The 25,992-nt window shown below is 58.6% G+C and carries 26 protein-coding genes; 13 read left to right on the forward strand and 13 right to left on the reverse strand.

Annotation, left to right across the window (positions count from 1 at the left end; genetic code table 11):
- Positions 1-292 precede the first annotated feature (292 nt).
- The 3 genes from J1W56_RS13320 (at position 293) to J1W56_RS13330 (ending at position 4,315) form a co-directional block, all read left to right on the forward strand.
- Complete coding sequence (locus J1W56_RS13320; protein ID WP_223613761.1) at positions 293-1,606, forward strand: MFS transporter; 1,314 nt, start codon at positions 293-295, stop codon at positions 1,604-1,606.
- Between the two features lie 80 nt (positions 1,607-1,686).
- On the forward strand, positions 1,687-2,937 hold the full coding sequence (locus J1W56_RS13325; protein ID WP_223613762.1) for an aminopeptidase: 1,251 nt from the start codon (positions 1,687-1,689) through the stop codon (positions 2,935-2,937).
- An 88-nt stretch (positions 2,938-3,025) separates the two neighbouring features.
- Complete coding sequence (locus J1W56_RS13330; RefSeq protein ID WP_223613763.1) at positions 3,026-4,315, forward strand: MFS transporter; 1,290 nt, start codon at positions 3,026-3,028, stop codon at positions 4,313-4,315.
- Positions 4,316-4,350: 35 nt separating this feature from the next.
- Here J1W56_RS13330 and J1W56_RS13335 read toward each other — a convergent pair whose 3' ends face one another.
- The 4 genes from J1W56_RS13335 to J1W56_RS13350 form a co-directional block, all read right to left on the reverse strand.
- On the reverse strand, positions 4,351-5,142 hold the full coding sequence (locus J1W56_RS13335) for an ABC transporter permease (RefSeq protein ID WP_223613764.1): 792 nt from the start codon (positions 5,140-5,142) through the stop codon (positions 4,351-4,353).
- On the reverse strand, positions 5,139-5,990 hold the full coding sequence (locus J1W56_RS13340; RefSeq protein ID WP_223613765.1) for an ABC transporter ATP-binding protein: 852 nt from the start codon (positions 5,988-5,990) through the stop codon (positions 5,139-5,141). Before J1W56_RS13340 ends, J1W56_RS13335 begins: the two co-directional genes overlap by 4 nt.
- A gap of 13 nt (positions 5,991-6,003) precedes the next feature.
- Positions 6,004-7,023, reverse strand: coding sequence for an ABC transporter substrate-binding protein (locus tag J1W56_RS13345; protein ID WP_223613766.1), 1,020 nt, complete (start codon positions 7,021-7,023; stop codon positions 6,004-6,006).
- A 211-nt stretch (positions 7,024-7,234) separates the two neighbouring features.
- The gene (locus J1W56_RS13350) at positions 7,235-8,338 is read right to left on the reverse strand and encodes a saccharopine dehydrogenase family protein (protein ID WP_223613767.1); all 1,104 of its coding nucleotides are present in this window, start codon (positions 8,336-8,338) and stop codon (positions 7,235-7,237) included.
- A 122-nt stretch (positions 8,339-8,460) separates the two neighbouring features.
- Here J1W56_RS13350 and J1W56_RS13355 point away from each other — a divergent pair, with 122 nt between their 5' ends.
- The 4 genes from J1W56_RS13355 (at position 8,461) to J1W56_RS13370 (ending at position 14,485) form a co-directional block, all read left to right on the forward strand.
- On the forward strand, positions 8,461-8,889 hold the full coding sequence (locus tag J1W56_RS13355) for an Lrp/AsnC family transcriptional regulator (protein ID WP_223613768.1): 429 nt from the start codon (positions 8,461-8,463) through the stop codon (positions 8,887-8,889).
- A gap of 94 nt (positions 8,890-8,983) precedes the next feature.
- Positions 8,984-9,769 (forward strand): ImuA family protein, encoded by a 786-nt coding sequence (locus J1W56_RS13360; RefSeq protein WP_223613769.1) that lies wholly within the window; start codon positions 8,984-8,986, stop codon positions 9,767-9,769.
- On the forward strand, positions 9,678-11,234 hold the full coding sequence (locus tag J1W56_RS13365; protein ID WP_223613770.1) for a Y-family DNA polymerase: 1,557 nt from the start codon (positions 9,678-9,680) through the stop codon (positions 11,232-11,234). The genes J1W56_RS13360 and J1W56_RS13365 overlap by 92 nt, the downstream gene beginning before the upstream one ends.
- A complete protein-coding gene (locus tag J1W56_RS13370) occupies positions 11,234-14,485 on the forward strand; it encodes an error-prone DNA polymerase (RefSeq protein WP_223613771.1) in 3,252 nt (1,083 codons plus the stop codon). The genes J1W56_RS13365 and J1W56_RS13370 overlap by 1 nt, the downstream gene beginning before the upstream one ends.
- Before the next feature lie 8 nt (positions 14,486-14,493).
- Here the strand turns inward: J1W56_RS13370 and J1W56_RS13375 are convergent, their stop codons facing one another.
- From J1W56_RS13375 to J1W56_RS13390, 4 genes are all read right to left on the reverse strand, one after another.
- Positions 14,494-14,736, reverse strand: coding sequence for a DUF768 domain-containing protein (locus tag J1W56_RS13375; protein ID WP_223613772.1), 243 nt, complete (start codon positions 14,734-14,736; stop codon positions 14,494-14,496).
- 67 nt (positions 14,737-14,803) lie between these two features.
- Complete coding sequence (locus J1W56_RS13380) at positions 14,804-15,610, reverse strand: transglutaminase-like domain-containing protein (RefSeq protein WP_223613773.1); 807 nt, start codon at positions 15,608-15,610, stop codon at positions 14,804-14,806.
- 125 nt (positions 15,611-15,735) lie between these two features.
- Positions 15,736-15,927 carry a CsbD family protein gene (locus tag J1W56_RS13385; RefSeq protein WP_223613774.1) on the reverse strand — a complete coding sequence of 64 codons (192 nt, stop codon included), beginning with the start codon at positions 15,925-15,927 and terminating at the stop codon, positions 15,736-15,738.
- Between the two features lie 252 nt (positions 15,928-16,179).
- Entirely contained in the window at positions 16,180-18,036 is a 1,857-nt protein-coding gene (locus J1W56_RS13390; protein WP_223613775.1) for an AI-2E family transporter, read from the reverse strand.
- Between the two features lie 326 nt (positions 18,037-18,362).
- Between J1W56_RS13390 and J1W56_RS13395 the strand changes: the two genes are divergently transcribed.
- The 4 genes from J1W56_RS13395 (at position 18,363) to J1W56_RS13410 (ending at position 20,531) form a co-directional block, all read left to right on the forward strand.
- Entirely contained in the window at positions 18,363-18,521 is a 159-nt protein-coding gene (locus J1W56_RS13395; RefSeq protein WP_223613776.1) for a DUF3309 family protein, read from the forward strand.
- A 224-nt stretch (positions 18,522-18,745) separates the two neighbouring features.
- Entirely contained in the window at positions 18,746-19,618 is an 873-nt protein-coding gene (locus J1W56_RS13400; protein ID WP_223613777.1) for a PRC-barrel domain-containing protein, read from the forward strand.
- Between the two features lie 126 nt (positions 19,619-19,744).
- Entirely contained in the window at positions 19,745-20,083 is a 339-nt protein-coding gene (locus J1W56_RS13405) for a DUF883 family protein (protein ID WP_223613778.1), read from the forward strand.
- Positions 20,084-20,144: 61 nt separating this feature from the next.
- A complete protein-coding gene (locus J1W56_RS13410) occupies positions 20,145-20,531 on the forward strand; it encodes a hypothetical protein (RefSeq protein WP_223613779.1) in 387 nt (128 codons plus the stop codon).
- Here J1W56_RS13410 and J1W56_RS13415 read toward each other — a convergent pair.
- Positions 20,511-21,965, reverse strand: a complete 1,455-nt coding sequence (locus J1W56_RS13415) for a sensor histidine kinase (RefSeq protein ID WP_223613780.1) — start codon at positions 21,963-21,965, stop codon at positions 20,511-20,513. The genes J1W56_RS13410 and J1W56_RS13415 overlap by 21 nt on opposite strands.
- A 222-nt stretch (positions 21,966-22,187) precedes the next feature.
- Here J1W56_RS13415 and J1W56_RS13420 point away from each other — a divergent pair, with 222 nt between their 5' ends.
- A complete protein-coding gene (locus J1W56_RS13420) occupies positions 22,188-22,409 on the forward strand; it encodes a hypothetical protein (protein ID WP_223613781.1) in 222 nt (73 codons plus the stop codon).
- A gap of 7 nt (positions 22,410-22,416) precedes the next feature.
- Here J1W56_RS13420 and J1W56_RS13425 read toward each other — a convergent pair whose 3' ends face one another.
- Together J1W56_RS13425 and J1W56_RS13430 are read right to left on the reverse strand one after the other, a co-directional pair.
- The gene (locus J1W56_RS13425; RefSeq protein ID WP_223613782.1) at positions 22,417-23,955 is read right to left on the reverse strand and encodes a sensor histidine kinase; all 1,539 of its coding nucleotides are present in this window, start codon (positions 23,953-23,955) and stop codon (positions 22,417-22,419) included.
- Entirely contained in the window at positions 23,888-24,643 is a 756-nt protein-coding gene (locus tag J1W56_RS13430) for a Crp/Fnr family transcriptional regulator (RefSeq protein ID WP_223613783.1), read from the reverse strand. The genes J1W56_RS13425 and J1W56_RS13430 overlap by 68 nt, the downstream gene beginning before the upstream one ends.
- 141 nt (positions 24,644-24,784) lie before the next feature.
- Here J1W56_RS13430 and J1W56_RS13435 point away from each other — a divergent pair, with 141 nt between their 5' ends.
- Positions 24,785-25,204, forward strand: coding sequence for a response regulator (locus tag J1W56_RS13435; RefSeq protein ID WP_223613784.1), 420 nt, complete (start codon positions 24,785-24,787; stop codon positions 25,202-25,204).
- Here the strand turns inward: J1W56_RS13435 and J1W56_RS13440 are convergent.
- Positions 25,187-25,738 carry an RNA polymerase sigma factor gene (locus J1W56_RS13440; RefSeq protein ID WP_223613785.1) on the reverse strand — a complete coding sequence of 184 codons (552 nt, stop codon included), beginning with the start codon at positions 25,736-25,738 and terminating at the stop codon, positions 25,187-25,189. The genes J1W56_RS13435 and J1W56_RS13440 overlap by 18 nt on opposite strands.
- 11 nt (positions 25,739-25,749) lie before the next feature.
- Positions 25,750-25,953: a NepR family anti-sigma factor gene (locus J1W56_RS13445; RefSeq protein ID WP_223613786.1), complete on the reverse strand. Its 204-nt coding sequence runs from the start codon at positions 25,951-25,953 to the stop codon at positions 25,750-25,752.
- Positions 25,954-25,992: the final 39 nt, after the last annotated feature.

Below are 25,992 nucleotides of genomic sequence, written 5' to 3' on the forward strand. Positions count from 1 at the left end.
GGGGTGTTCGAGTGCAACGTATCTTGTCTCGCGTCCTTCCCATCGTGAAAAACGGCACCGGCCAGAGGGAGTTCCCGGATCATGGCAATTTTCTGATCTTTTCGATCACGCTTTGGTGCAGTTGCACGTCAGCGGATCGCGTCAAAATCGGCCGGGCAGATAAGGATTTGAATTCTGGCAGGGGCTGCCCTAAGACTTGGAGGCAGGGAGTCCCTGTTTCACACCGAAGAAACGCCATGCCGGAAGTCAGCGCCGCGCAGACGGTCAGCCACAATCAAAGGTAGGAATTTTCATGAGCGATATTGCCGAAACCGCACCCATTGCCGTTGCACCCGACGTTAAAACCCGACTGAAATCCATCATCGGTGGTTCAGCGGGTAATCTTGTCGAATGGTATGACTGGTATGTCTATGCCGCTTTCACGCTTTATTTTGCGCCCGTCTTTTTCCCTTCCGGCAACCAGACCGCCGAGCTTCTGAGCGCCGCAGCTGTCTTCGCCGTCGGCTTCCTGATGCGTCCGATCGGTGCCTGGGTCATGGGCATCTATGCCGACCGCAAGGGTCGCAAGGCTGGCCTCACCCTGTCGGTGACGCTGATGTGCCTGGGCTCGCTGCTGATTGCCATCACACCGGGTTACGAATCGATCGGCCTTCTGGCTCCAACCCTTCTGGTCCTGGCACGCCTGTTGCAGGGCCTGAGCGTCGGCGGCGAATATGGCGCCAGCGCAACCTATCTCAGCGAAATGGCCGGCAAGAACCGTCGCGGCTTCTATTCAAGCTTCCAGTACGTGACGCTGATTTCCGGGCAGCTCGTTGCCCTTGTGGTTCTGCTTATCCTGCAGCGTATCCTGACGCCGGAACAGCTTGGAGCGTGGGGCTGGCGCATTCCTTTCGCCATTGGCGGCTTCCTGGCCATCGCGGTTTTCTACATTCGTCGCGGCCTTGCCGAAACCCAGTCCTTCCACAATGCCAAGAACGATGACAAGCCGAAATCCAGCGGGTTTGCCCTGTTCCGGCACTATCCGAAAGAAGCCTTCACCGTTCTGGCGCTGACATCCGGTGGTACGCTCGCCTTCTATGCCTACACCACGTACCTGCAGAAATTCCTCGTCAACACCTCCGGTTTCAGCAAGGAATCCTCCACCGAAATCACCGCGCTTGCCCTGCTGATCTTCATGCTGTGCCAGCCGATTGCCGGGGCTCTTTCGGACAAGATCGGCCGCAAGCCGTTGATGGTCGGCTTCGGGATTCTCGGCGTTCTCTTCACCTATCCGATCTTCTCGACTTTGGCGGTCACAACCAACCCCTATACCGCTTTTGCCCTGTCGCTGGTCGGTCTGTTGATCGTGACGGGTTATACATCCATCAACGCCGTGGTGAAGGCTGAGCTTTTCCCCGCGCATATCCGGGCGCTTGGCGTTGCCCTGCCCTATGCGCTTGCCAACACGCTCTTTGGCGGCACTGCCGAATGGGTGGCGCTGAAATTCAAGGAGAAGGGCCACGAAACCTGGTTCTTCTGGTATGTCACCATCATGATCGGCCTGTCCCTGATCGTCTATATCAAGATGCGCGACAGCCGCGACCACAGCCTGATCCACGAGGATTGATCAGACAGGCGGGGAGCAGACTATCCCGCGATCCCCGCCTTATCTCCCGTTTTCCATTCCGCCGTCACCCTGGAACCGCCATGACCACATCCGCAAAGACCACCTCCATCGATTCCGCAAAGCTCGACCGTCTGGCCGAAGTTGCCGTCAAAATCGGCCTGCAACTACAAGCGGGGCAAGACCTCTTGATCACCGCGCCGCTGGCTGCCCTGCCGCTGGTGCGCCGCATCACCGAGCACGCCTACAAGGCGGGCGCCGGTCTGGTCACCTCCTTCTATGCGGACGAAGAAGCGACGCTGATGCGCTATCGCCACGCGCCGGCGGAGAGTTTCGACCACGCCGCCACATGGCTCTTCGAGGGAATGGCCAAGGCCTTTTCATCGAACACAGCGCGGCTTGCCATAGCCGGTGACAATCCGATGCTGCTCTCGGCGGAAGACCCGGAAAAGGTCGCCCGCGCCAACCGGGCAACCTCCAAGGCCTATCAGCCGGCACTGGAGAAAATTGCCGGTTTCGACGTCAACTGGAACATTGTTTCGTATCCGAATCCATCCTGGGCAAAGCAGGTTTTCCCGGATCTTTCCGAGGACGCAGCGGTTGTCAAATTGGCCGACGCCATCTTTGCCGCATCACGCGTTGACATTGATGATCCTGTCACCGCATGGCGGGAGCACAATGCCGTGCTTGCCAAACGCCGCGAATGGCTGAATGGCCTCAACTTCGCCTCCCTGCACTTCAAGGGCCCGGGTACCGATCTGGTTGTCGGTCTTGCCGACGAGCACCGGTGGCAGGGCGGCGCCTCGACCGCCAAGAATGGCATCACCTGCAACCCGAACATCCCGACAGAAGAGGTTTTCACCACGCCGCACGCCTCGCGTGTGGACGGCCATGTCTCCAGCACAAAGCCTCTGTCCCATCAGGGCACGCTGATTGAAGACATCTCGGTGCGTTTTGAAGGCGGCAGGATCGTCGAGGCGAAGGCTTCGCGCGGCGAAGAGGTGTTCAACAAGGTGCTGAACACCGATGACGGGGCGCGGCGTCTGGGCGAAGTGGCGCTGGTGCCGCATTCCTCGCCGATCTCTGCTTCCGGCCTTCTCTTCTTCAACACCCTGTTCGATGAAAATGCCGCGAGCCATATCGCGCTCGGCCAGTGCTATTCCAAGTGCTTCGTCAATGGCGACACGCTGTCAGCCGAAGAGGTTGCAGCACGCGGCGGCAACAAGAGCCTCATTCACATCGACTGGATGATCGGATCGGGCGAGATCGATGTGGATGGCGTCAATGCGGACGGCAACACAGTCCCCGTCATGCGCCGGGGAGAATGGGCCTGAAAAACACCTGAAACGCATGCGTTGATGGTTACAAAATGAGCCAGTAGAACGCCTCCCGGGGTCAACCATGCCATTGGGAGGAAAATTCATGGCTCAGGACGGATTCGGAAAACGCGCGCGGCTGCTTTTTGCCAGCGCGGTGGGCACCATCATCGAATGGTATGACTTCTTTGTTTTCGCCACCTGCGCGGTGCTGGTTTTCGACAAGGCGTTTTTTCCGACCGCCGACCCGGCAATCGGCATTCTGCTCGGCCTGAGCACCTTTGCCATCGGCTTTATCGCCCGCCCGCTCGGCGGCATTATCTTCGGCGTGCTGGGCGACCGCATCGGCCGCAAGAACGCGCTTGTGGTCAGCCTCGCCATGATGGGCGGTTCAACGTTTGCCATGGGCCTGTTGCCGACCTATGCCTCGGTTGGCGTTCTGGCACCCGCCCTGCTGGTGCTGCTGCGCATTTTCCAGGGGATTGCCGTGGGCGGCGAAGCCACCGGAGCGCTGCTCATCGTCGCCGAATCCATGCCGGGCAAGCAGCGCGGCTTCTGGACCAGTTTCCCGATGATCGGCGGCCCCGCCGCAAACGTGCTGGCCGCAGCCACGATCAGCTTCCTGACCCTACGCTTCGGTGAGCAGGCCTTTGTCGACTGGGCATGGCGCCTGCCGTTCCTGTTCTCAATCGTTCTGGTTGTCCTTGGTTTCTGGATGCGCCGCAAGGTGGAGGAATCCCCTGCCTTCATCGAGCTGGTCGAAAAGCGCAAATCCGTACCGGCCGCCCCTCTGTCGGAAGCCTTCAAGCATTTCAGCAAGCCCATGGGCCAGGTGTTTCTGGTCAAAACAGCCGAAAACACCCTGTTCTATCTGTTCACGACCTTCTTTCTCGTTCTCACCGTCCAGTTCCTTGGACTGGCGCGGTCCGTCGGCGTGGGCGCCCTGTTCTGGGGGTCGATCCTTGAAGTCATCGTCATCATGGCCGCAGCCTATGCCTCGGATCGTTTTGGCCGCAAGCCATTGATGCTGCTGGGACTGGTTGGCGGCCTTGCTGCGGGTGCCTATCTGTTCAGCCTGCCGCACGGTGCCGATCCGCGTCTGGTCCTGCAGGCAACCCTGCTCACCCTGACATTCCACGGCATTATCGTCGGCAGCATGGCCCCGTTCTTCACGGAGCTGTTTCCGACCCATGTGCGCTATTCCGCCATGTCCATCAGCTATCAGGTCGCCTCGGTGGTCGGCGGCTCTGTTGCACCGCTGATTGCAACGCTGCTCCTCAACGCAACCGGCACGCCGCATGCGGTCATCATCTACGCGGCGGTCATGGTCATACCGGGCATTATCTGCGTGCTCCTGTCGAAGGAAACGCGCGGAGCGGATCTGACGGCCATCTGAGCAAAGACTGCCACCGGAATGCCGGTGGCAGTCTCTTATCTGTTGGTAATGACCGAGGCCCTGGGCCGCCAGACGAGCAGCCTGTTTTCGACCAGCGTAACCAGCCAGTCCACCAGTATGACAAAGCCCATCAGCACGAACATCCCCGCGAAAACGCCGGTGACATCGAACACGCTTTCGGCCTCGTGGATGAGGTAGCCGAGCCCGGCAGCGGATCCCAGATACTCTCCCACCACCGCACCGACCACGGCAAAACCCACGGATGTGTGCAGCGACGAGAACATCCATGAAAGGGCCGACGGCATGTAGACATGCCGCAGCAGCTGGCGCTCGTTCATTCCGAGCATGCGGGCGTTGGAAAGAACGGCAGGGCTGACTTCCTTGACGCCCTGATAGACATTGAAGAAGACGATGAAGAACACCAGCGTCACGCCCAGCGCCACCTTGGACCAGATGCCGAGCCCCAGCCACAACGCAAAGATCGGCGCGAGCACGACGCGCGGCAGGGCATTGGCCGCCTTGACATAGGGATCGAACACCGCAGCGAGCAAGGGCTTGCGGGCAAACCAGAACCCGATGATGACCCCGCCGAGCGAACCAATGATGAAGGCAAGCGCCGCCTCGGTCAGCGTGATGCCGAGGTGGTACCAGATCGATCCTTCCATGAACCACTGGATCATGCGCTTGCCGACGGCGAGAGGTTCGGCAAAGAAAAAGCTGATGGTTTTCGGGTTGCCGATGAGGGTTGTCGTCGAGGCAATGTGCCAGAACAGCAAGGTGACAACCGCCACAAGCACCTGCAGGCTGATCAGTGTAAGCCTGTTCATGGCCGGACCTCTTCCGTCTGCCGATAACCCTTCAGGACTTCCTCTTTCAAGGCATTCCAGATTTCCCGGTGCACATCGTGGAATTGCGGCTCCGACTTGATGTCGGCCATGTTGCGCGGTCGGGCCAGCGGGATCGTGTAATTGCCGATGATGCGGGATGACGGCCCTGCCGACATGATGATAACCCGGTCGGCAAGACCGATGGCCTCATCAAGGTCGTGGGTAACGAACATCACCGCCTTGCGGTCCGCCGACCAAAGATCGAGCAGGAGGTCACCCATGATCAGCCGTGTCTGGGCATCGAGCGGTCCGAACGGCTCGTCCATGAGCAATATCTTGGGATGACGGATCAGCACCTGCGCCAGCCCGACGCGCTTACGCTGGCCGCCCGACAGCATGTGCGGATAGCGGTCGGCGAAGGCCGCGAGACCCACTTTACCGAGCCAGACCCGCGCCTGCCCCAAGGCGTCGCGGCGCGGCGTGCCCGCCACCTCCAGCCCGATGGCCACATTGTCGATCGCGGTCTTCCAGGGCATCAGTGAATCCTGCTGGAAGAGATAGCCTGCATGTTTGTTCAAGCCCGACAGCGGCTTGGCAAACGTGCGGACCTGCCCCTGCGCCGGCTTGAGAAGACCCGCCGTGGCATTGAGCAGTGTCGATTTCCCGCAGCCGGTGGGGCCGACAATCGCCACGAACTCGCGGTCGCTGACCACGAGGTTCGTCTCACCGACAGCCTCATAGGTGCCGCCCCCCTGCAGGGGAAACGCAATATGGATGCCGTTGAGCTCAACGGCATTGACATCCTGGGCCTCGTTCAGGTCCCGCGTGGTCTTCCGTGCAATGATCATTGGGCCTTATGCCTCACCCCTTGATGAAGCGGTCATCATAGGTCGCGGCAAGGTCAATCGTCGCATTGGCGAATTCGGGGTCGAGGATTTTCAGCGTATTGAGAACCGACTGCATGCCCTCCATGGGAAGAACCCCATCCAGCGAGTAGGTCGGCAGCGAATTGGCAATGGCTTTGAGATAAAGCGGCTTGTCACCCAGCTGGTATTCAGCGGGAACGCTGTCGGCGATCTCTTCCGGCGTAGCGCTGTGCAGCCATTTCAGCGTCTTGACGAAGACACCCACCAGCGCCTTCGAGGTGTTGGGGTTCGCATCGGCGAAGTCCTTTTTCACATAGAGAACTGCCGCCGGATTGGAGCCACCGAACAGGGCACGGGTACCTTCTTCGGTCCGCGTATCAATGAGGATTTTTATATCGCCATCCGCTTCAAGTTTGGCAATGACAGGATCCAGATGCGCAATCACATCCACCTGCCCCTGCTTGATCGCAGCGACAGCGCTGGCACCACCACCAATGCCGATCAGCGGCGCATCGTTGGCCTTCAAGCCCGCCTTTACCATGGCATACTGGATGGTCAGGGCCGTCGACGAACCGGGGGCGGTGACACCAAGCTTCAGGCCGGCAAAGTCGGCGGGAGATTTGACCTTGTCGGCCAGTTCCTTGCGCACGGCAATGACGATGGCCGGGAAACGCCCGAGCTCGCACAGTGCACGGACATCCTGTCCCTTCGCCTGCATGCGGATCGTGTGCTCGTAAGCACCGGTCACCACATCGACGGAGCCGCCCACCAGCGCCTGCAGGGATTTTGCCCCGCCGCCGAAATCGTTGATCGTCACATCAAGACCGGCATCCTTGAAAAAGCCGCGGCGCTCGGCAATGGTCAGCGGGAGGTAATAGAGAAGCGGCTTTCCGCCGACACCCAGCGTCAGGCTGGTCTTTTCCAGCGCCCCGCCTGTCTGTGCCATCAGTCCCGTGTTCGATGCAGCCAGCATGGACAGGGCCGCTGCGCCCACAAGAAATTCACGCCGTTCCATTGTCTTCCTCCCGGCATCACCTCCCGTTCAGCAAGACATAGAAACGCCTTGGCGAGCCGCGTGATGTTTACTGTTTTCACATGTTTTCAAAACGCTACCACCCGGATTCCGGAAGCGCAAGGCAAGGAAATGGACGAAACACCGCAACAAAAAACGCGCCGGATACGGGATCCGGCGCGTTGTTTTAAAGGTTAGCCGACGAGTGGAGCGATCAGGCGACGAGGCGCCCCGCCGTTTCGGTCTGGGCATAGGCCTTGCCGAAACGGTTGGCGAGGAAGGCATCAAGCGCGATATCCTCCTGCTTGAGGAAGCCTTGCTGCGGCAGGTCGCCATTGGCCAGCATGTCGAGAACGGCGCAAATGGCCGATGCCGTGGTGATCTGGATACCGCTGTACAGCACGTTGCCGATATGGCCGCTATAGACCTTGTTGGCGTAGGTTTCCTGCAAGAGACGGCCCTTTTTGCGGCCGCTGACCGTGACGAAAATCACCACGACGTCCTGCATGGTCGAAGGCAGGGCGTTTTCCAGGATGTCCTTGAACACATCGCGGCGGTCCCGCAGGCCAAGATCGTTGAGCAGGGCCTTCATGATGGCGGCATGCCCGGGATAACGGATCGTGCGGTAGTTCAGCGTACGGACCTTGCCGAGCAGCGTTTCGCACAAGGTGCCAAGACCGCCCGACGTGTTGAACGCCTCGTAGGTTACGCCGTCGAGAGAGAATTCCTCGCGCTCTTCCAGCGGCGGCACTTCGGTCAGCTCACCGTCGACGATGGCTTCGCATGGCTCGCAATATTCGTTGATGACGCCGTCCGTGCTCCAGGTCAGGTTGTAGTTGAGCGCATTCGACGGGTACTGCGGCAATGCACCGACGCGCATGCGCACGCTTTCCAGCGTATCGAAGCGCTTGGCCAGATCATTGGCGACAATCGAGATGAAGCCCGGGGCCAGACCGCACTGGGGAATGAAGGCTGTCTTTGCCGTCGCCGAAAGCTGCTTGACGATGCGGGTGCTGGCAACATCTTCGGTCAGGTCGAGATAATGCACATCCGACGACGCAGCGGCTTGCGCAATCCGCGTGGTCAGGTGGAAGGGAGCTGCGCTGAGCACGGCGAATTTGCCGGCGAGAACCTTTTCAAGCGCGCCCTCTTCAGCAATCTCGATGCAACGGGTAACGACAAGCGGGGAAACATCCAGGGCATCAAGCTGTGCCTGGGCCCGGTCGACGACCGTTACGCGGTAGTCTCCGGTGTTTGCGAGCAGGTTGGCGATTGTTCCGCCGATTTTGCCTGCACCGACGATGACGATCTCTTTCATGTGATTCCCCTCAGGATTTCAGAACTTTCATTATTTTCTCACCCTTGTTCGTCGAAATGAAGTGTGTAAACTGACGATATAACACCCTATTTTTTGGCAATACGCCGTATGAGTTTGACATTATGCTGACAGATGCCGACCACGCCCTGCTTTCCCTGCTGCGCGAGAACGCCCGCGCCTCGACCGCCGACCTTGCCCGCAAGCTCGGCGTGTCGCGCACCACCGTACAAAGCCGCATCGAACGGCTGGAAAAGCGCGGCATGATTCGCGGCTACAGCGTGCTGCTTTCCCCCGAATATGAGCGGGATCTGGTCAAGGCGCATGTGCTGGTCACGGCCCTGCCGAAATTTGCCAAGCGGGTCGAAGCGGCATTGCGCGAGATTGCCTGGGTGCGGACCCTGCATTCGGTCAGCGGACAGTACGATATGATTGTCATCCTGGAAGCGCCCTCCATCAGCGAACTCGATACACTGCTGGATCGGATCGGCGCGTTGGAAGGCGTGGAACGCACCATTTCGTCCATCATCCTTTCCACACGCATCGACCGCTGAGTCATATAATCCGTCCCTCCATGGACTCCGCTTGACTCTTTGGTCGAATGGATTCCATAATAGAACATATCATGAACATTCAGAGGTAACCGTGGTGACAACCGTCGACCTTACGGCGTTGCGGCGCGACATCGCGTCTTTAAGCGAGCGGAATGCGCTGGAAGCGCAGGCGCCGCGCAGTGCCTTTGGTTTTGGCGACAGAAGCATCGACAGGGTGCTTGGCAAGGGATTGCAACGCGGCGCGCTGCATGAGGTCTTTTCGGCGGAAATGCACGATGCGGGCGCAGCAACGGGCTTCGTCATCGCCCTTGCCCTGCGCTCATCCAGCGCCCGGAGCCCTCTTATCTGGCTGGAAGAGGATTTTGCCGCGCAGGAACACGGTTTTCCCTATGCGCCGGGGTTGAAGCATCTCGGGCTTGATCCGCAGCGGCTCGTCATCGTGCGCTGTTCGTCGCCGCAGGATGTACTGAAAGCTGCGTCGGACAGCCTTGGCATCCGGGGAACGGGCGCGGTCATCATAGCGCCGTGGAGCAATCCGAAATGCCTTGACCTGACAGCCACGCGCAAATTGCTGCTGACCGCCCAGCAGACGGGCGTGCCCGCCTTCCTGCTGCGGCTCGGCGCCGTTCCAATCGACAATTCCGCCGTGACACGCTGGATGATCCGCTCGAACGCGTCGCGGTCGAGCGGCGCCAGTGCGCCGGGTCACCCGGTGTTTGACGCCACCCTAATACGCAACAGGCAGGGCATGACAGGCCATTGGATCCTGCAATGGGAGAGTGACAATCATGTTTTCAGACAGATCGAACCGGTTTCTGGCGCTGTGGTTTCCACACCTGCCCACCGACCGCCTCAAACGCGAAAATCCGCAACGGGCTGAGTCCGGACAGTTCCTGATTGTCGTCGACAAGGTCGCCAACGCCTTGCGCCTGACAGCCCTTGACGAACGTGCCGCCAAGGCAGGCCTGTTCAAGACCATGGCTTTGACCGACGCCCGGGCGCAGTTTGAAAACCTAGACATCGCCTTCGCCTCACCGCGCAAGGACGCCGCCCTCTTGGAGAAACTCGCTGACTGGTGCGACCGCTACACGCCACTGGTCGCACTCGACGGCCCCGATGGGCTTATGCTCGATATCACCGGCTGCGTGCATCTCTTCGGTGACGAGCATCAATTGCGCCGGGATATCCACCAGCGCCTGAGCCAGCATGGCGTTGTGGTCCGCTCGGCCATTACGGGCAATGCGGCGGCAGCCCACGCATTTGCCCGTCATTCACCGGGAGATGTGATCGAGGATTCCGCGCTCAAGGAAAAATTGCGGCGGTTGCGCCTCGTCAGCCTCGAGATCGAGGATGTTCATCTGGCCGGTCTGAAGAGGGCCGGGCTGCGCACCGTCGGCGATGTCGAAGTGCTTCCCCGTGCTGCCCTTGCCGCGCGTTTCGGCGCCGGGCTGGTCGATCGCCTCGATGCCCTTTTCGGATATGCGCACCACCCGATCTCCCCCCGACGCATCGTACCCGCCTGCATGGTCGAGCGGCGCATGGCCGAACCCTTGATTGTCATGGACAGTGTTGAGCTGGTGCTGCATGCGCTGGGCGATGAACTTTTCCGGCAGCTGCAGCAGCGTGTCGAGGGCGCGCGGGAAGTCGAGGCTTCGTTTTTCCGCGTCGATGGCGAAGTCAGGCGGATCTGCATTCAGGCCGGCCGGCCGCTGACCGACACCAAAACCCTGTTCAGGCTGCTGAAGGAGCGGCTCACCACCCTCGCAGAACCGCTCGATGCCGGTTACGGCTTTGACATCATCCGTCTTGCGGCGGTGCGGGCCGAGCGAACCCAAACCATGCAAAAAAGCCTCGACAGCACTGTTCAGGAAACCGAAGAGATTGGCGGGCTGATCGACCGCCTGTCCATTCGTCTCGGCACCAGCCGGGTTCTGCGTCCGCACCCCGTCGATACGCATATTCCCGAGCGCGCCGTTTCACTGGAACCGGCTGTTCACACCACCGCAAATCTGCCTGTCGAATGGGCGCCCGTTCAGCACCCGGGCGAGCCGCCCGAGCGCCCGGTCCGGCTGTTCCAGCCGCCGGAACAGATTGAAACCACGGCAGGAATTCCCGATGGCGCCCCGGCACAATTCGTCTGGCGGCGGGTCCGGCACAATATCGTCCTGGCCGAAGGGCCGGAGCGCATCGCGCCGGAATGGTGGCGGGAACATGCCGGCGCGCTGACGCGGGATTATTATCGTCTCGAAGACAATCAGGGGCATCGTTTCTGGGTCTTTCGCGAAGGCCTGTACGAGCGCGGCCAGACCACCCCGCGCTGGTATCTGCATGGGCTTTTTGCCTGATGCCCGGCTACACGGAACTTGCCGTCACCAGCAATTTCTCCTTTCTCGAAGGCGCCTCGCAGCCGGAGGAATTGGTGCAGGCAGCAGCATTGCTCGGCCTTGAAGGTATAGGCATCGCCGACCGCAACACGCTTGCCGGGGTTGTCCGGGCCTACAAGGCGCATCAGGAACTGACGGAGGAGCAGGGAATAAAGCTCAACCTCTTTATCGGCTGTCGGCTGATGTTCATCGATGGCACGCCCGATCTGGTCGTCTATCCGCGCGACCGCCCGGCCTATGGGCAGCTGTGCCGCCTTTTGAGCGAGGGGAAAAAGCGGGCTGAGATCAAGGGCGAGTGCCATCTGGTGCTGGAGGATTTCCTTTTCCGCGCCAAGGATTTCCAGACGGTGGTCATGCCATCAGGACAGCCGGATGAAAATCTCGGACCTGTACTGAAAAAACTAAGCGTCGTCGCGCCGGGATGTGTCTGGCTTGGTCTTGCCGTGTCTTACGAAGGCGCTGACCGGCGTCATGGCGAAAAGCTGGAGCGTATCGCCACTACAGCCGGTGTTCCGCTGCTGGCGGTCAACAATGTGCTCTACCACACCCCTTCCCGCCGCCCCCTGCAGGATGTGCTGACCTGCATCCGGGACCACGTCACCATTGATACGGCCGGGCGAAGGCTGGAGAAGAACGCAGAAAGGCATCTGAAATCACCGGAGGAAATGCAGCATCTCTTCCGGCATTTTCCCTTAGCCCTTGAGGAAATCCGCCGTTTCACCGCGCCGGTCACCTTCTCTCTTGGTGAACTGCAATACCATTATCCCGATGAACCCGTGCCGCCGGGCAAAACCCCGCAGCAGCATCTGGCTGACGAGACATGGAAGGGCGCGGCGAAACGTTATCCCGACGGCATTCCGGAAATGGTCCGCGACCTCCTGAACAAGGAACTGACACTGATCGCAACATTGGGATACGCACCGTATTTCCTGACGGTGCATGATATCGTCACCTATGCGCAGTCGCAGAATATCCTGTGCCAGGGCCGGGGTTCGTCAGCCAATTCAGCCGTCTGCTATTGCCTGCACATCACCGCTGTCGATCCGACGAACGGCAATGCGCTGTTCGAGCGCTTTCTCTCGGCCGAGCGCAAGGAACCGCCCGATATCGATGTCGACTTCGAACACGAGCGCCGCGAGGAAATCATGCAATGGGTTTACAAGCGCTACGGCCGCGACCGTGCAGCCATCGTCGCGACGGTTATCAGCTACCGCCCGCGCAGCGCCATCCGCGATGTCGGCAAGGCCCTGGGGCTGACCGAAGATGTGACGGCTGCGCTTGCCAATACGGTCTGGGGCAGCTGGGGCTCCACCGTGGACCGGCAGCATGTGCGGCAGGCGGGTCTTGACCCCGACAACATCATGATCCGCCGTGCCGTTAAACTGGCAACGGAGCTGCTCGGCTTTCCGCGCCACCTCTCGCAGCATGTCGGCGGCTTCGTCCTGACACGGGAACGGCTTGATGAAACCGTTCCCATCGGCCCCGCAGCCAAGGAGGACCGTTCCTTCATCGAGTGGGACAAGGACGATATCGACACGCTCCGGATCATGAAGGTCGATGTGCTGTCACTCGGCATGCTGACATGTATCCGCAAGGCTTTCGATCTCATTCATCTGCATAAGGGGGGCGAGCGCTTAGAACTTGCGACTGTCCCGCAAGGTGATCTGAAGGTGTACGATATGCTGTGCGCGGCGGACTCCCTTGGGGTGTTTCAGGTGGAAAGCCGTGCCCAGATGAACATGCTGCCGCGCCTGCGCCCGCAGAAATTTTACGACCTGGTCATCGAGGTCGCCATTGTGCGCCCGGGTCCGATTCAGGGCGATATGGTTCATCCCTACCTGCGGCGCCGCAAAGGCATCGAGAACGTCGATTACCCATCGCCGTCTCCCGAATATGGCGACAAGGACGAATTGAAAAAGGTTCTGATTAAAACATTGGGTGTTCCCCTGTTTCAGGAGCAGGCCATGCGCATTGCCATTGAAGCGGCAGGGTTCACCCCCGATGAGGCCAACAAGCTCCGCAGCGCCATGGCAACATTCCGCAACCGCGGCACCATTCACAAGATGCAGGAGCAGATGGTCGAGGGCATGGTACGCCGCGGCTATGAGCGCAGCTTTGCCGAAAACTGCTTCAACCAGATCAAGGGTTTCGGTGAATATGGTTTTCCGGAAAGCCATGCGGCAAGTTTTGCCATTCTTGTCTACATTTCCTCCTGGATCAAATACCACCATCCGGAAGTGTTTGCCGCCGCTCTCCTGAATTCGCAGCCCATGGGTTTTTATGCCCCGGCCCAGATCATCCGTGACGCACGGGAACACGATGTCGAAGTGCGTCCTGTCGATGTCAATTTCAGCGAATGGGACAACACGCTGGAAAAGAGAAGCAGTGGAAATCCTGCCATGCGCATGGGCTTTCGGCAGGTCGACGGCTTCTCGAAAGCCTGGGCCGACGAAATTTGCGCAAAGCGGAAAAAACCCTATGTGGACATTGAAGAGGTTCGCCGTCTGACGCGGCTGGAGCGCCGCGCCTTTGTCCTGCTCGCCGATGCGGATGCGTTTCGCTCGTTAGCCATTGACCGGCGCGAGGCACTCTGGGCCGTGCGCAGATTTCCCGACAGTACAACCCTGCCACTCTTCCAGATTGCCGAAACCAACGAACTTGCAGTCGAAGCGCAGACACGGTTGCCGCCTATGCAGATGGCTGAGCATGTCATTGCCGACTATGAATCCTTCCGGCTATCGCTCAAGGGACACCCCATGCAGTTTCTGCGGGGCATGCTTGGCAGTGAAGGCGTCGTGACCTGCAGACAGGCCACTGCTCTGGCCAGCAACAGGCGCGTCAAGCTTGCCGGCGTGGTCACGGTCCGCCAGAGGCCGGGCAGCGCCAAAGGTGTTGTCTTCATGACGATCGAGGATGAAACCGGCATTGCCAACATCATCGTCTGGGCGAAGACAATGGCCACCTATCGCAAGGAAGTGATGAGTTCCCGCCTCATCCTGATCGAGGGAACGGTCCAGAGCAGCGATAATGTCACGCATATCGTTGCCCGGAAACTGATTGACCGGACGGCGGATCTATATCGGCTTTCGGAACAACTGCCGACCTTGCCGGTATCGCATGCCGATGAAGTGGTTCATCCGGTTCCCGATCAATCGAGAGCCCGTCATCCGCGCAAGGTCCGGATTCTGCCAAAATCCCGGGATTTTCATTGAGTCGCAGCCTAGGCCCGCTTGATATCCTTGGCCAATACAGCCCGGTCAATGGCGGCGATCATGCAAATTTCCAGATCCCCCAAGCCATCCAGAATCTCTTCCTTCGAGATGCCGATAGCCTCCGCTGCGGCGGTGCATTTGGCGACCAGTTGTTTGGGCCTTGGATCATGATGCGCCATATCCGCCGGACGCGTGGCATGAACATTGGCTTCTATCCAGCTATTGACGAAATCAATCGCACGTTGGCTCATGCTTTCCTCCTGTGTATCACCAGTCAAAACTGCTGGCAGCGGAGAAGGTTGCGAAAAAAGCAGGATATCACACCGCCTCTTCAGCCCAAACCGTGAATTTTGTCAGCACATTGGGACCAAAAATATTGGTCAATGGAACATCGGCCGCATCTCTTCCGTGCGCCACCTTGATCCGTCCGATACGGGGCTTGTTGTTGCGCGGATCGAACGCATGCCACTGTCCACCCAGATAGACCTCCATCCAGGCGCAGAAATCCATCGCCGAGTGGGGCGGCGGCACCCCGATATCGGTGATATAGCCCGTGCTGTAGCGCGTCGGAATATTGAGACACCGGCAAAAAGCCACGGCCAGATGGGTAAAATCCCGGCAAACGCCTCGGCCTTCCGCATAGCCCGATGCGGCGGTCCGTGTCGGATTGGAAAACGCGTAGCCGAATGTGATGTGATTATGGACGTAGTCGCAAACGGCTTGCACCCGTTGCCAACCCTCTGGCGTATTGCCGAACAGCCGCCATGCTTCTTCGCTCAAGACATCCGTCTCGCAATAGCGGCTGCCCAGGAGATAGACCAGTGTCTCCGCAGGCAAGTCCTGCACGCGGTGCTGAACAGCCTCCAGCACAACAGAATCCGGCATACCGCTATCGCGGACAATCGCATTGGTCGAACAGATGAACGGGCCGGGCGCAGCCAGGATGCGGTTGCACCAGTTGCCGAACTGGTCGTGATAACCGTCGACGCTCGAACCGAATGTCGACTGGAATGTCTCGATGCCTTCAATGTCCTCGACGCGCGAATGGTGCACGTTCAAGATGGCAATCAAGGGTGTTTCCTGAACAAAATCAAAACGCAATTCACACCCGACATTCAGTCTCATGAACACATCCCCATCAACCTATAAGAATATCGCTTTTTGAAAATCGCAGCTCAGCACGACAGACTATTGCGCAAAAAGCAACCGGCTCGATTGCGAGCCGGTTCAAACTTCAGCCACAGGAACAGTCAAGCGCGGTCAACGACCTTCTTCACGGCATCCTTGGCCTTGCCCTTCATCTCTTGGGCATCGCCCTTCAGTTCCTGAGCCTTGCCTTCGGCCTGCAGCTTCTTGGAGCCTGTTACCTTGCCCGCTGCCTGTTTGATGTTGCCAGCGGCTTTGTTGGCAAGCCCGGAAATCTTGTCACCTGTGCTACCCATCGGTACACTCCTTGAATGTTCACTCACCAGAGGTAAACGGGCGGTGACGCTTCCGGTTCCCGTGAAATCGAGAATACTTAAAATATTGAATTAAAATGATAATTTTTCAGATCAAAGCAAAAACCCGGTGCCCACGGGGGAACAGGCACCGGGTTCTGAACGTGCCGGTCAACGTGTGACCAGCTTCTGCGAAACGTCACAGAGTCATCTTGGTTCCCATCCGCGGGAAGGCTTTCCCGAATATCCCGGATATCACCCGGCAACCTGTTTGATTGCCGCTTCGATGTTCGAGGCAAAATAGCAGTTTCGGCTTGATCCAACGATCTTGTCACCTTCAACAGTGCCCGCATCCTCGGCCCAGAAGCCGACAATGATTTTGATGCGCGCATTCCGCCTGCGAATACGGCGGACGAGATAACGGGCATGGGCCACCGAAGACATATTGAGATAGCTGATATAGATCGCACTCGCATCGGCAAGGTCGAGCTTGCCGATATTCACGGCTTCAAGCTCGTCATGCGTGATGTCGCGAACCTCGAAGTCACCCCGCTCCAGGATATCGCCAATGATCACCGCTGCCGCGTCGTCGAGATCGCCTCGCCCACCCGCTGAAATGATCGTCCTTGGCTCTTCGCTCTTGCTGCGCCTGCTCCTGGCCGGTTCGACATGATCTTCATCGTCCTCGCCTTGCATATCCTGATGTTCCGAGAGATTTTCCACAAGGCGTATCATGCTTTGTGCCACGCGGCTGCGGCGCGCAGCATCCAGCACGCCCCGTCCCCGGTCATGTTCGGCGAGAAACAGCGCAGGGACAGCAACGGATGCGTAGTAATCCGCAATCGCCGATGACTGCAGATAGTCTTCCGCTTTTTCCGTCGCCTCGTCGGGATCGCCGGACAACAACCGCTGATAAAGCTGTTGCGGCGGCGACAGCACCGGTTCGTTGCCAAGCAGCACATCCAGGAACTCGAAGCGCGGCACGTGACGCCCGAGCACCACGAGACAGACCGTCAGCGGCGTGGAAAGCAGGAGCCCGATCGGGCCCCATATCCAGGTCCAGACGATCGCCGCAAGCAGGATGGCAACCGGCGAGAGTCCGGTCCTCGAGCCATAGAGCACCGGCTCCATGACATTGTTGCTGATCAACTCGAGAACGATGAACAAGGCGGCGGTCCACAACAGGAGCATCCAGCCGGGATCGACCGCCAACGCAAGCATGAGCGGGAAAGATGCGGCAATGAATGGTCCGATATAGGGCACGAAACGCAGGGCGATGGCGAGAAGGCCCCACAGCATCGGATTGGGGATACCAATCAGCCAAAGACCGATGCCGATCGGGACACCAAAGCAGATATTGATCACAAGCTGCATCAGGAGATATTGCCCGACCCGCTTCCCCGCATCATGCAATGCCGTGGTCGTGCGGTGAATGTCGCTGGCTCCCACAAGCCGGATGAAGCGGTCACGCAGATCTTCCCGCCGCAGCAGCATGAAGATGACAAAGACAACGACAATGCCGACCGTTGCCAGCGGCTGAATCAACGGCACGGCGACGGTTTGCAGCAATTGCAGGGGATCCGGGGCCGGATAACGGATTTCAACCGGAACGGGTTTATCCGGATCACCTTTCGCCAGGGGAGACTTGTTTTCTGCCTGATTGTTCGGCGTCACGTTCTCAGGAGGTTGTTGTGCCTGTGTGCCCGCGCCGTTTTGTGCGGGAAACCGCTCCACTTCATCGGAGCGGCCTATTTCTTCATTGAGCCGTTTGAACATGCGCGCACCGCGGTCAAAAATACCGTTACCGGACTGCGCGTCCTTGATGGTCCTGATCTTTGCCTCAATGTTGTATTGGTAGCTTGGCAGGTTTTGCGCCAGAACCGTGAGCTGCCCAACCACAATCGTGGCAAACAGGAATATGGCGATAAACGCGGTCAGCACCACGGCGATAACCGAAAGAATCTTCGGCACACCGAAGCGGTGAAGCTGCGTGACCAGCGGCGACAAGGCAAAGGTCAAGAGCAGCGCCAGCGCCAGCGGGACAAAAATATCCCGGGCAAAATACAGCGCAGCGACCACTGCAATGGCAACAATGATGGGCGGGAACTGCATTCGCCCGTCGGTATCGGGAGGAGCAGGCGCATAAATTGACCTTTGACTGACGCGCTCAACGGCGCGCGGCGACGCCTCCCTTACATTCTCAGACGGCATAACCAGCCCGCTTCTCCGAATTCATGAAAATCCCTCTCCGTTCAATGACACTCTGAAACGAAGCCGGCTGAATTTGGTTGCATGCCCCCCGCCAAGACCTGCGAAAACGACGCCAACCCGTTCCTTCGCACTGCATGGAGCAGCACCGAAACGCTGCAGCGGCCGGAACAAAAATCGATATCGGAAGTTTTCAATGCATCGGGCCGCTCAAAGGAGAGAAGCAGAGAATGCCGGTGACAACGATCCTGATCATCATTCTGATACTGGCGCTGATCGGCGTGTTTCCAAGCTGGCCCCACTCGCGGGCATGGGGTTACGGCCCTTCCGGTTTGCTTGGGATTGTCCTGGTGATTCTGCTCATCTTGCTGCTTTTGGGCCGCATCTAACGGAACTGTTTGAACTCTGATTGCCCGGATCAGACCTGACGAAAGGATCGACACACTATGCTGCGTGGAGTTTTACTTTGGCTCATCGGCCTGCCACTACCGATCATCCTTATTCTCTGGTTCCTCGGCTATCTCTCTTAGGAACGTTGCGCGGCGCTGCCTTCATGCCGGCCATTGTCCCGGCGCTTCTTCACATCACGATATTATACAGGAATCATATTCGCATGACCAAACGTCTCTTGATGACCACTGCCTTGATCACAGTCCTGGCGACATCCGGTTTCGCCCAGGCCCAGGAACCCGGTTCAGCGGCAACGCACGGCATTTTCCACGACAAAAGCAAGCCGGCACAAAATACCGGGCGCTATGTCAAATCTGCAGCCGGGCAAATCCTGGCTTCCGGCTTGATCGGGCAGAAAGTCTATAACGGTGCCAAGGACGATTCCGTCTCGATCGGCGCGGTCAAAGACCTGGTGCTTGACGCCAATGGCACGGCTGAGGCGGCAATCATCGGCGTTGGTGGATTTGTCGGCATCGGCGAGAAGGATGTGGCTGTTGGATTGGATGGTCTGGCCTGGGCTGACCGGGCGGACGGCACACGTTGGCTCATCATCGCCACCAGCAAGGAAGAGCTGGAAAAGGCGCCTGCCTTTGACAAGGCGGCTTTGCTCGACGGGCACCCCGCGACCGATGTTCTGAAGCCGTCTCTTGCGCCTGCGAAAACGGCGCCGCAAGCCACGATGGCGACGCGTGACGGGCTGAAAGCTGTACCGGCAACTGCCGTCAGCGCGGAAAAATTGATCGGCACGACCGTCTATGGCTCGGATGACGAGACCCTTGGTTCCGTGGGTGACGCGTTGATGACCCCAGACGGTCAGGTGGAAGCCTTCGTCGTGGACGTCGGCGGTTTCCTTGGCCTGGGCAAGAAACCCATCGCCATTTCCATCGAGAATCTCGACCTTTTGTCGGGCAAGGACGGCAAGATCGCCGTCTACACGCCCTTCACGAAGCAGCAGCTGCAGGCCCATCCCGCCTATAGCGAGGAAGCCTACAAGGCCGACAGCGAGAAAATCCTGCTGCGCGGCAGCGCCGAATAACAGTGTTCGCAGCCCAATGCAGGGAGACCGCTGCGTGAGCAGCGGTCTCCGCTTCCGCATGGAACCAAACCGCATGCGGGGCGTTTCAATCCCTATGAAACTTATATTTCTCAAGGAGTTCCTTTAATGGCGTCAGTTTCTTCGAAAGTTCGCAAAGCCGTGGACGATGCAACGGAGTCCAACCCGGATCTGCAAGCTCAGGTTGCCGCGTTGAAAGAGGACATCGCGAACATTGCGGCAACACTCGCCAAAATTGGCAAGACCTCGGCAAAAGAGGCGAGCAGCAATGCATCCTCGACCTTCGAGAACGCCAGGGCACGCGGCGAAGACGCTCTGGATGAAATACGGTCTCAGGCCAAGGCGCTCGAGGATCAACTGACAGAGACCGTGCGCGAGAACCCCCTGACAACCGTTGCCGTCGCTGCGGGCGTCGGATTTCTTCTGGCTCTGATCGCCCGCCGCTGACATGCTGAAACTGCTGGCCCCCCTTCTGTCCAGTGCGGTTTCTGGAGAGCTCGGTTCCGCTGTGAGCCGGGCAAAGCGCCGTGCGGTCTTCCTTGCGCTGATCGGCATTCTGCTGGCGATTGCCGGCGTCTTCCTGCTCCTCGCGGGTTATATCGCGCTTTCTCGGCATTTCGGCGATTTGTACACCGCCCTGATCCTGGCCGGCGGCGCGATCGCCCTTGCGCTTCTGGCCTACATCATCATGAAAGTTGCTGAAACGGTTGCACGCAAGCGGCAGCGCGAGCGGTCAAAGGTCGATACATCAACCCTGCTGACCGTCGCTGCACTTGCCGCCGCACCAACCGTCTTGAAATCGCGGGGGTTGCTGATGCTGGCCGTACCGGTCATCGCCTTTGCCGGACTTTCGCTTCTCACCAGGAAGAAACCATCATCCAACGACAGCAGCTGACCCTTCCTTTATCGGCATCGAAATCAGAACTTCCATGCCGGTTTCGGGGTAACTCAACCGAACACTGCTCGACAGAACCTTGTCCAGGCTGCGTTCAATCAGCCGCTCGCCAAGTCCGCGGGCGGCCGGAGGTATGACACGGGGGCCATCGGATTCGACCCAGTGAATGACCACCCTGGATTCATCGAGCCCGGTTTCCGTCTGCCATGACACACGCACCCTGCCGCGCGCGGAGGACAGCGCACCATGCTTGGCCGCATTGGTGGCAAGTTCGTGCAATGCGATGCCAAGTCCCAAGGCGTGATCGGGCGGGAGAATCATGTCCTCGCCTTCCAGCACGACCTGGGCCGGATCATAGATCGCATAGGGTTCGACCTGCTTGGTGATGAGGTCAACGAGACTGATGCCGCTCCATTCACGATCGGACAAAAGCGTGTGTGCCTCGGAGATCGCCCGCAGCCGGCCGGAGAAAGCCTCCATGAATTCCGCCGGATCCGAGGTCCGGTTCAAGGTCTGCCGCGCCAGCGATTGCAGCATGGCCAGCGTATTCTTGACCCGGTGGTTCAATTCCCGCAACAGCAGCCGGGTTTTCTCGGCGGCATTTCGCGTGCTGGTGATATCGATATTGACACCAACGGCTACCAGCGGCCTGCCGGCGGCATCCCGTTCAAAAACACGGCCGCGTCCGAGCAGCCACTGACCGGAGGATGCGGCGCGAAATTCGCCGACGTAATCCTGGTTATGTGCCATTGCGCGGGTGAACGCCGATTTCATCAATGGAAAATCATCCGGATGCATGGCGCGGAAAACATCTTCGCCGCTTATCGGCTTGTCGTCGCTGAGGCCGAGCATGGAATAAGCCATCTTGTTGCCGGTGAATTTTCCGGTCTTCAGGTCCCAAACCCAGCTGCCGACATTCCCGACCTCCAGCGCCATATCATGGCGCAGTTCATCCCTGTTCAGGGTTTCGATGGACCGAACATTGCTTTGTGCATCGCACTTCATCTTGAGAAAGGAACCGGCAAGCCTGGCCACCTGCTTCAACTGGGATTGCAGCAGCGTGCTTGCCGTTTGTCCGGGCTGCGCCGAGGCGATGACAAGCGCAGCTACACGCGCGCCACCAACCTCGACCGGCGTCGCTGCAACAAACCGCACATCGTTGCCGGCCGAGCCCGCCACACCCCCGGAAAATCGCTTGTCTGCCGTCACATCGGGAACGACCAGCGATTCTCCCTCTGGCAGGACCAGCGCATTTGCGCCGAATGCCCAGAAATCGGTGCGTCCCGCCGGCGCGTTTCCGGCCTGCGCCAGTATCCGGATTTGCGTCTCACCGACCGCCACGATCAGCGCAACATCGGCATTCGAGAATGACAAGGCCAGGGAGGCCAGTCCGTGAAGCTCGCTTTCAGGCTGAAATTCAAGGCCGCTCAGCACGGAAACAGCATCCAGACGAGCGGGCTCTGACAGAAATCCTGACATGTTTTCTGAAATTTGGTCTGACTTCATAGTCACATGACGCCCCTCATCGAGCCGTCCTTACTCTTAACGTTGAAACAGCTTCGATTATCAACGCAACGCATACCCCTTTGTTCCCCGCCCGGAACATTTAATAGCGCCCGTCGTTTCTGTTGCGTGAAGAATGCAAAGGAGAAATCTATGCGCGACGCGAAGGACATTCTATCGGACAATAGTCTGGACAGGACCGTGAAAATCGAAAAGCTGCGGGAACTGCTCAGCGAAGCCAGAGGATTGCAGCGGGCAGCGACGGAAGGCGGAATGGACAATGAGGATGGCTCCACCCGGACCTTGCGCGACATCGAACTTGCGCTGGAACAGCTGAACGCCGACATGCCGGAAACCGGGGCGGCAACCCTCTGACTGCCACTCATTCGTCTTCCGCCTTCGCGTTTTCGGGCGCAGCTGCACTGTGAAGGGAGGGGAACGTGACCGTCACGATCGTGCCGCCACCATCTTTGGCGCCATAGGTCACCGCACCGCCAAATTGCTGGCAGAGTTGTGCGACGATCACGGAGCCCAAACCTGTCGCCCGCTTGTGGAGTTTTTTCTGGATGCCGATGCCATCGTCAGCAATGGTGAGGGCTATAATGCCGTGGGCATCGCGCTGCAGGCCGATTTCGATCAACCCCGCCCGATTATGCGGAAATGCGTGTTTGATCGCGTTCATCGTCAGCTCACCGATAATGATACCGAGGGTTGTGGCATCCCGGGAGCTCAGATCAATCGGTTCGAAATGGGCTTCGATCCGGATATCCCGGCCGTGAAAATGCGCTTCCCTGATGTCGGCCATAATCTCCGGCAAATATTCATCGGCCCGAACGGTCTCATGATCCTTTCCCAGCCGGAGCCGACGGTGTGCCGAAGAAATCGTCTGGATTCGATCACGCGCCGCGCCGAGGGCCACTCGGATTTCGTCTGACGAAACGCCGTGCATCTGGATGCCAAGAAGCGATGACACGGTCGCCAGCGAATTACCGATGCGATGATCGGAATCCTGCAGGAGCGTTTCCACGCGCGCTCTCTCCCGCTTGGCAATCAGCATCGCCTTTTCGAGCTCGGCGGTGCGCAGTTGAACCATTTCTTCCAGTTGCGATTTTTCAGAAAGCAGCGTCGATTGACCTTCGGTCAGCTTGCGCACATAGCGCTTGGTGCGGCTGGCAAGGATATAGGCGAGTATCAGTGCACCTGCGAGGGCGAGGATCGAGGCAATGGTCAGCCAAAAGCGCAACTTGTCCATGGCTATGTTGCGGGCAATAAGCCGACGATCTTCTTCACCCAGGAAACTGTTGATGGTTTTCCTGACTTCATCCATCTGGCCGATGCCGAAATCGGAACCGAGTGAAGCCAGAGCTTCGCTGTTGTTCCCCGCAAGAGACATCGATATGGCCGCTTCGACCTTTTGCTGCTTCTGCTTCGCCAAATCCTGAATTTGGCTGACAATGGCCTGTTGCCGGGGATTGCCTCTTGTCATCTCGTTCAGCGTATTCAGCGATTCGGCAAGGTGGGATGCGGCCGCACGGTAGAGATCGAGGAAGGCGGGGTTTTGGGTCAGGAGATAACCGCGTTGACTGGTATGCGCTTCGTTCAAGAGGGCGAGTGCGCCATCCGCCTGCTCCCGGACCCGGTAGGTGGCAATGACGTCGTCCATCTGGTTGTTGAAGCCGCGGGTCAGGATGATGGTCGACGTCGCAGCGGTGATGATCAGGGCAAGCGAGATGATGATGGCCAACCCGCGCCGGGGTCTCTCCGAAAAACCTGCCAAAACTCTGCGCCACTGCACCAACTGCACTGCTCCTGCCAAAACAGGCCTCGTATGCTCGGCCCGCCATATACACGAACTAGATAAAGGGTCTTGGCAGCTTCGGCAAACCTTGCCATCCCGATATATCCAGAAGGGTCGTTTCATCGAGGACTTCACAGCCCCGGTCAACCCATCGCAAAGCACCGCGCGCCGCTAGTTTCTTGAGCGTCTTGTTCGTATGCACGATGGACAATCCGAGCGTATCGGCAACGTGCTGTTGTCTCAGCGGCACAAACAGCTTGTTGTTCTTGACCATGCCGACCGACTTGGCACGCTGAAAAATGAAGGCAAACAGATAGGCCGCGCGCTCCAATGCGGTGCGACGCCCGACACTGAGCAGGATTTCATCCAGCATCTGTTCTTCGCGGGACGCCAGCCAGGTAATATCGTAGGCAAGGCTTGGAAAGGTGCGGAAAAGGTTGGGGAGTTTGTCACGCTGGAAAACGCACAAAATCACGGGCGACATGGCTTCGATGGAGTGCTGCATCTCCTTCATCAGCGATCCCTGCAGCCCGATGAGGTCGCCGGGAAGTACGTAGTTGAGGATTTGCCGGCGGCCGTCTTCCAGTGTTTTGTAGCGAAACGCCCAGCCGGACAGAACCGTGAAAAGGTGCGCGCTGTTGGCACCTTCGACCAGAAATGTCGTCCCGGCATCGGCAACAAGCTCGCCCGTCTTGAAGCCCGACAGGAACTCCAGTTCGTCCTTGTCGTGCGGTTGGAAATGCGGGAAATCCTGCAAGGGGCATTTTTCGCAGGGGAATTGCCGTACTGCTGAAGCTGTTGCTGTTTTCATTTGATTTCTCAATTAAGAGTTGTTGAGCACGCTAACATGCTGCCATTGAAATGACCGATAATTCTTCGCGTTCGACATGTCATAGTTAAATGACACCCTATTCCGTTCAGCGCATAAGCACTGCTTTTAGGAGCAGTTGATATGGAATTGACCGGCAAGCGACTTCTGGTTCTGGAGGACGAATATCTGATCGCACTCGAATTGGAGCGCATTGCGGAGGAATGTGGCGCAAAATCCGTTCATGTCGTCTCGACCGTTGCAGAGCTTCTATTCTGGATTGAGAGCCAGCCGCCATGCGACATCGCCATTCTCGAAGTCAAGGCACGGGGCACCTCCTCTCTGGACGCCGCAAGCCTCATGCTGCAACGGGGCGTTCCCGTCGTCTTTGCCACCGCCTATGATCAGCAAAGGAGCGGCATTGCCGGTTTTGCCGATGTTCCCGTGGTTTTGAAGCCCTATGGCAAGACCCAGATCCTGCAAGCCGTCACCACCGCTTTTGCCAGAATGGCTCTGAGAACACTGCCGGCAAAAGAAGACGGCGCGTCAGGCGAACTTGTTTGATGTTACCTGCGTGGAAATGGAGTCTGGGCCGTAATCAACCTCTCCCTGGACATCGAGAAGTTCCTGCAACCGTGTTCTTGCACGGCTGACGCGGCTCTTGATTGTGCCAACGGCGCATGCACAGATATCCGCCGCCTCTTCATAGGAAAAGCCGGACGCACCGACAAGAATGATTGCCTCGCGTTGATCGTCGGGCAGCTTTTCCAGAGCCTTGCGGAAATCCTGCAGATCAAGCGCGCCGTATTGCGAGGGATGCACCGAAAGCTGTTCGGTGAAAATGCCATCCGAGTCCTGCACTTCGCGCCCGCGCTTGCGCATCTGGCTATAAAATTCATTGCGCAGGATCGTAAACAGCCAGGCCTTTATGTTGGTGCCGGGCTCGAACGAATCCTGCTTGGCCCACGCTTTCATGATCGTGTCCTGGACAAGATCATCCGCGCGGTCGGGATTGCCGATCAGCGATACTGCGAATGCGCGCAGCTTCGGCAGGGACGCAATCAGATTTCTCTTGAAATCAGGGGATTCATGTACCATTCGACCGCCTGTTATTTTGACGACTGAGCATGGTTGCGTTCAGCTTCGTCGAGCTTTTCCAGAAGGTCGAGGAAACGTGCCGGTATTTCCTCCTCCTGTACGGAGGCATAAAGCGCACGCAGCTTCAAACCAATTTCTGATTCCGCGTTTCTGACGTCGCGGCGGCGGACACGACCCTTTTCGGAGCCGTCTGAGATACTTTTGTTGGCGTTCATTCTACTATCTTTGCTGGTCGTTCGTCGCAAAAGCTTTTG

This window comes from Phyllobacterium calauticae (assembly GCF_019991125.1).
GTDB lineage: Bacteria > Pseudomonadota > Alphaproteobacteria > Rhizobiales > Rhizobiaceae > Phyllobacterium > Phyllobacterium calauticae.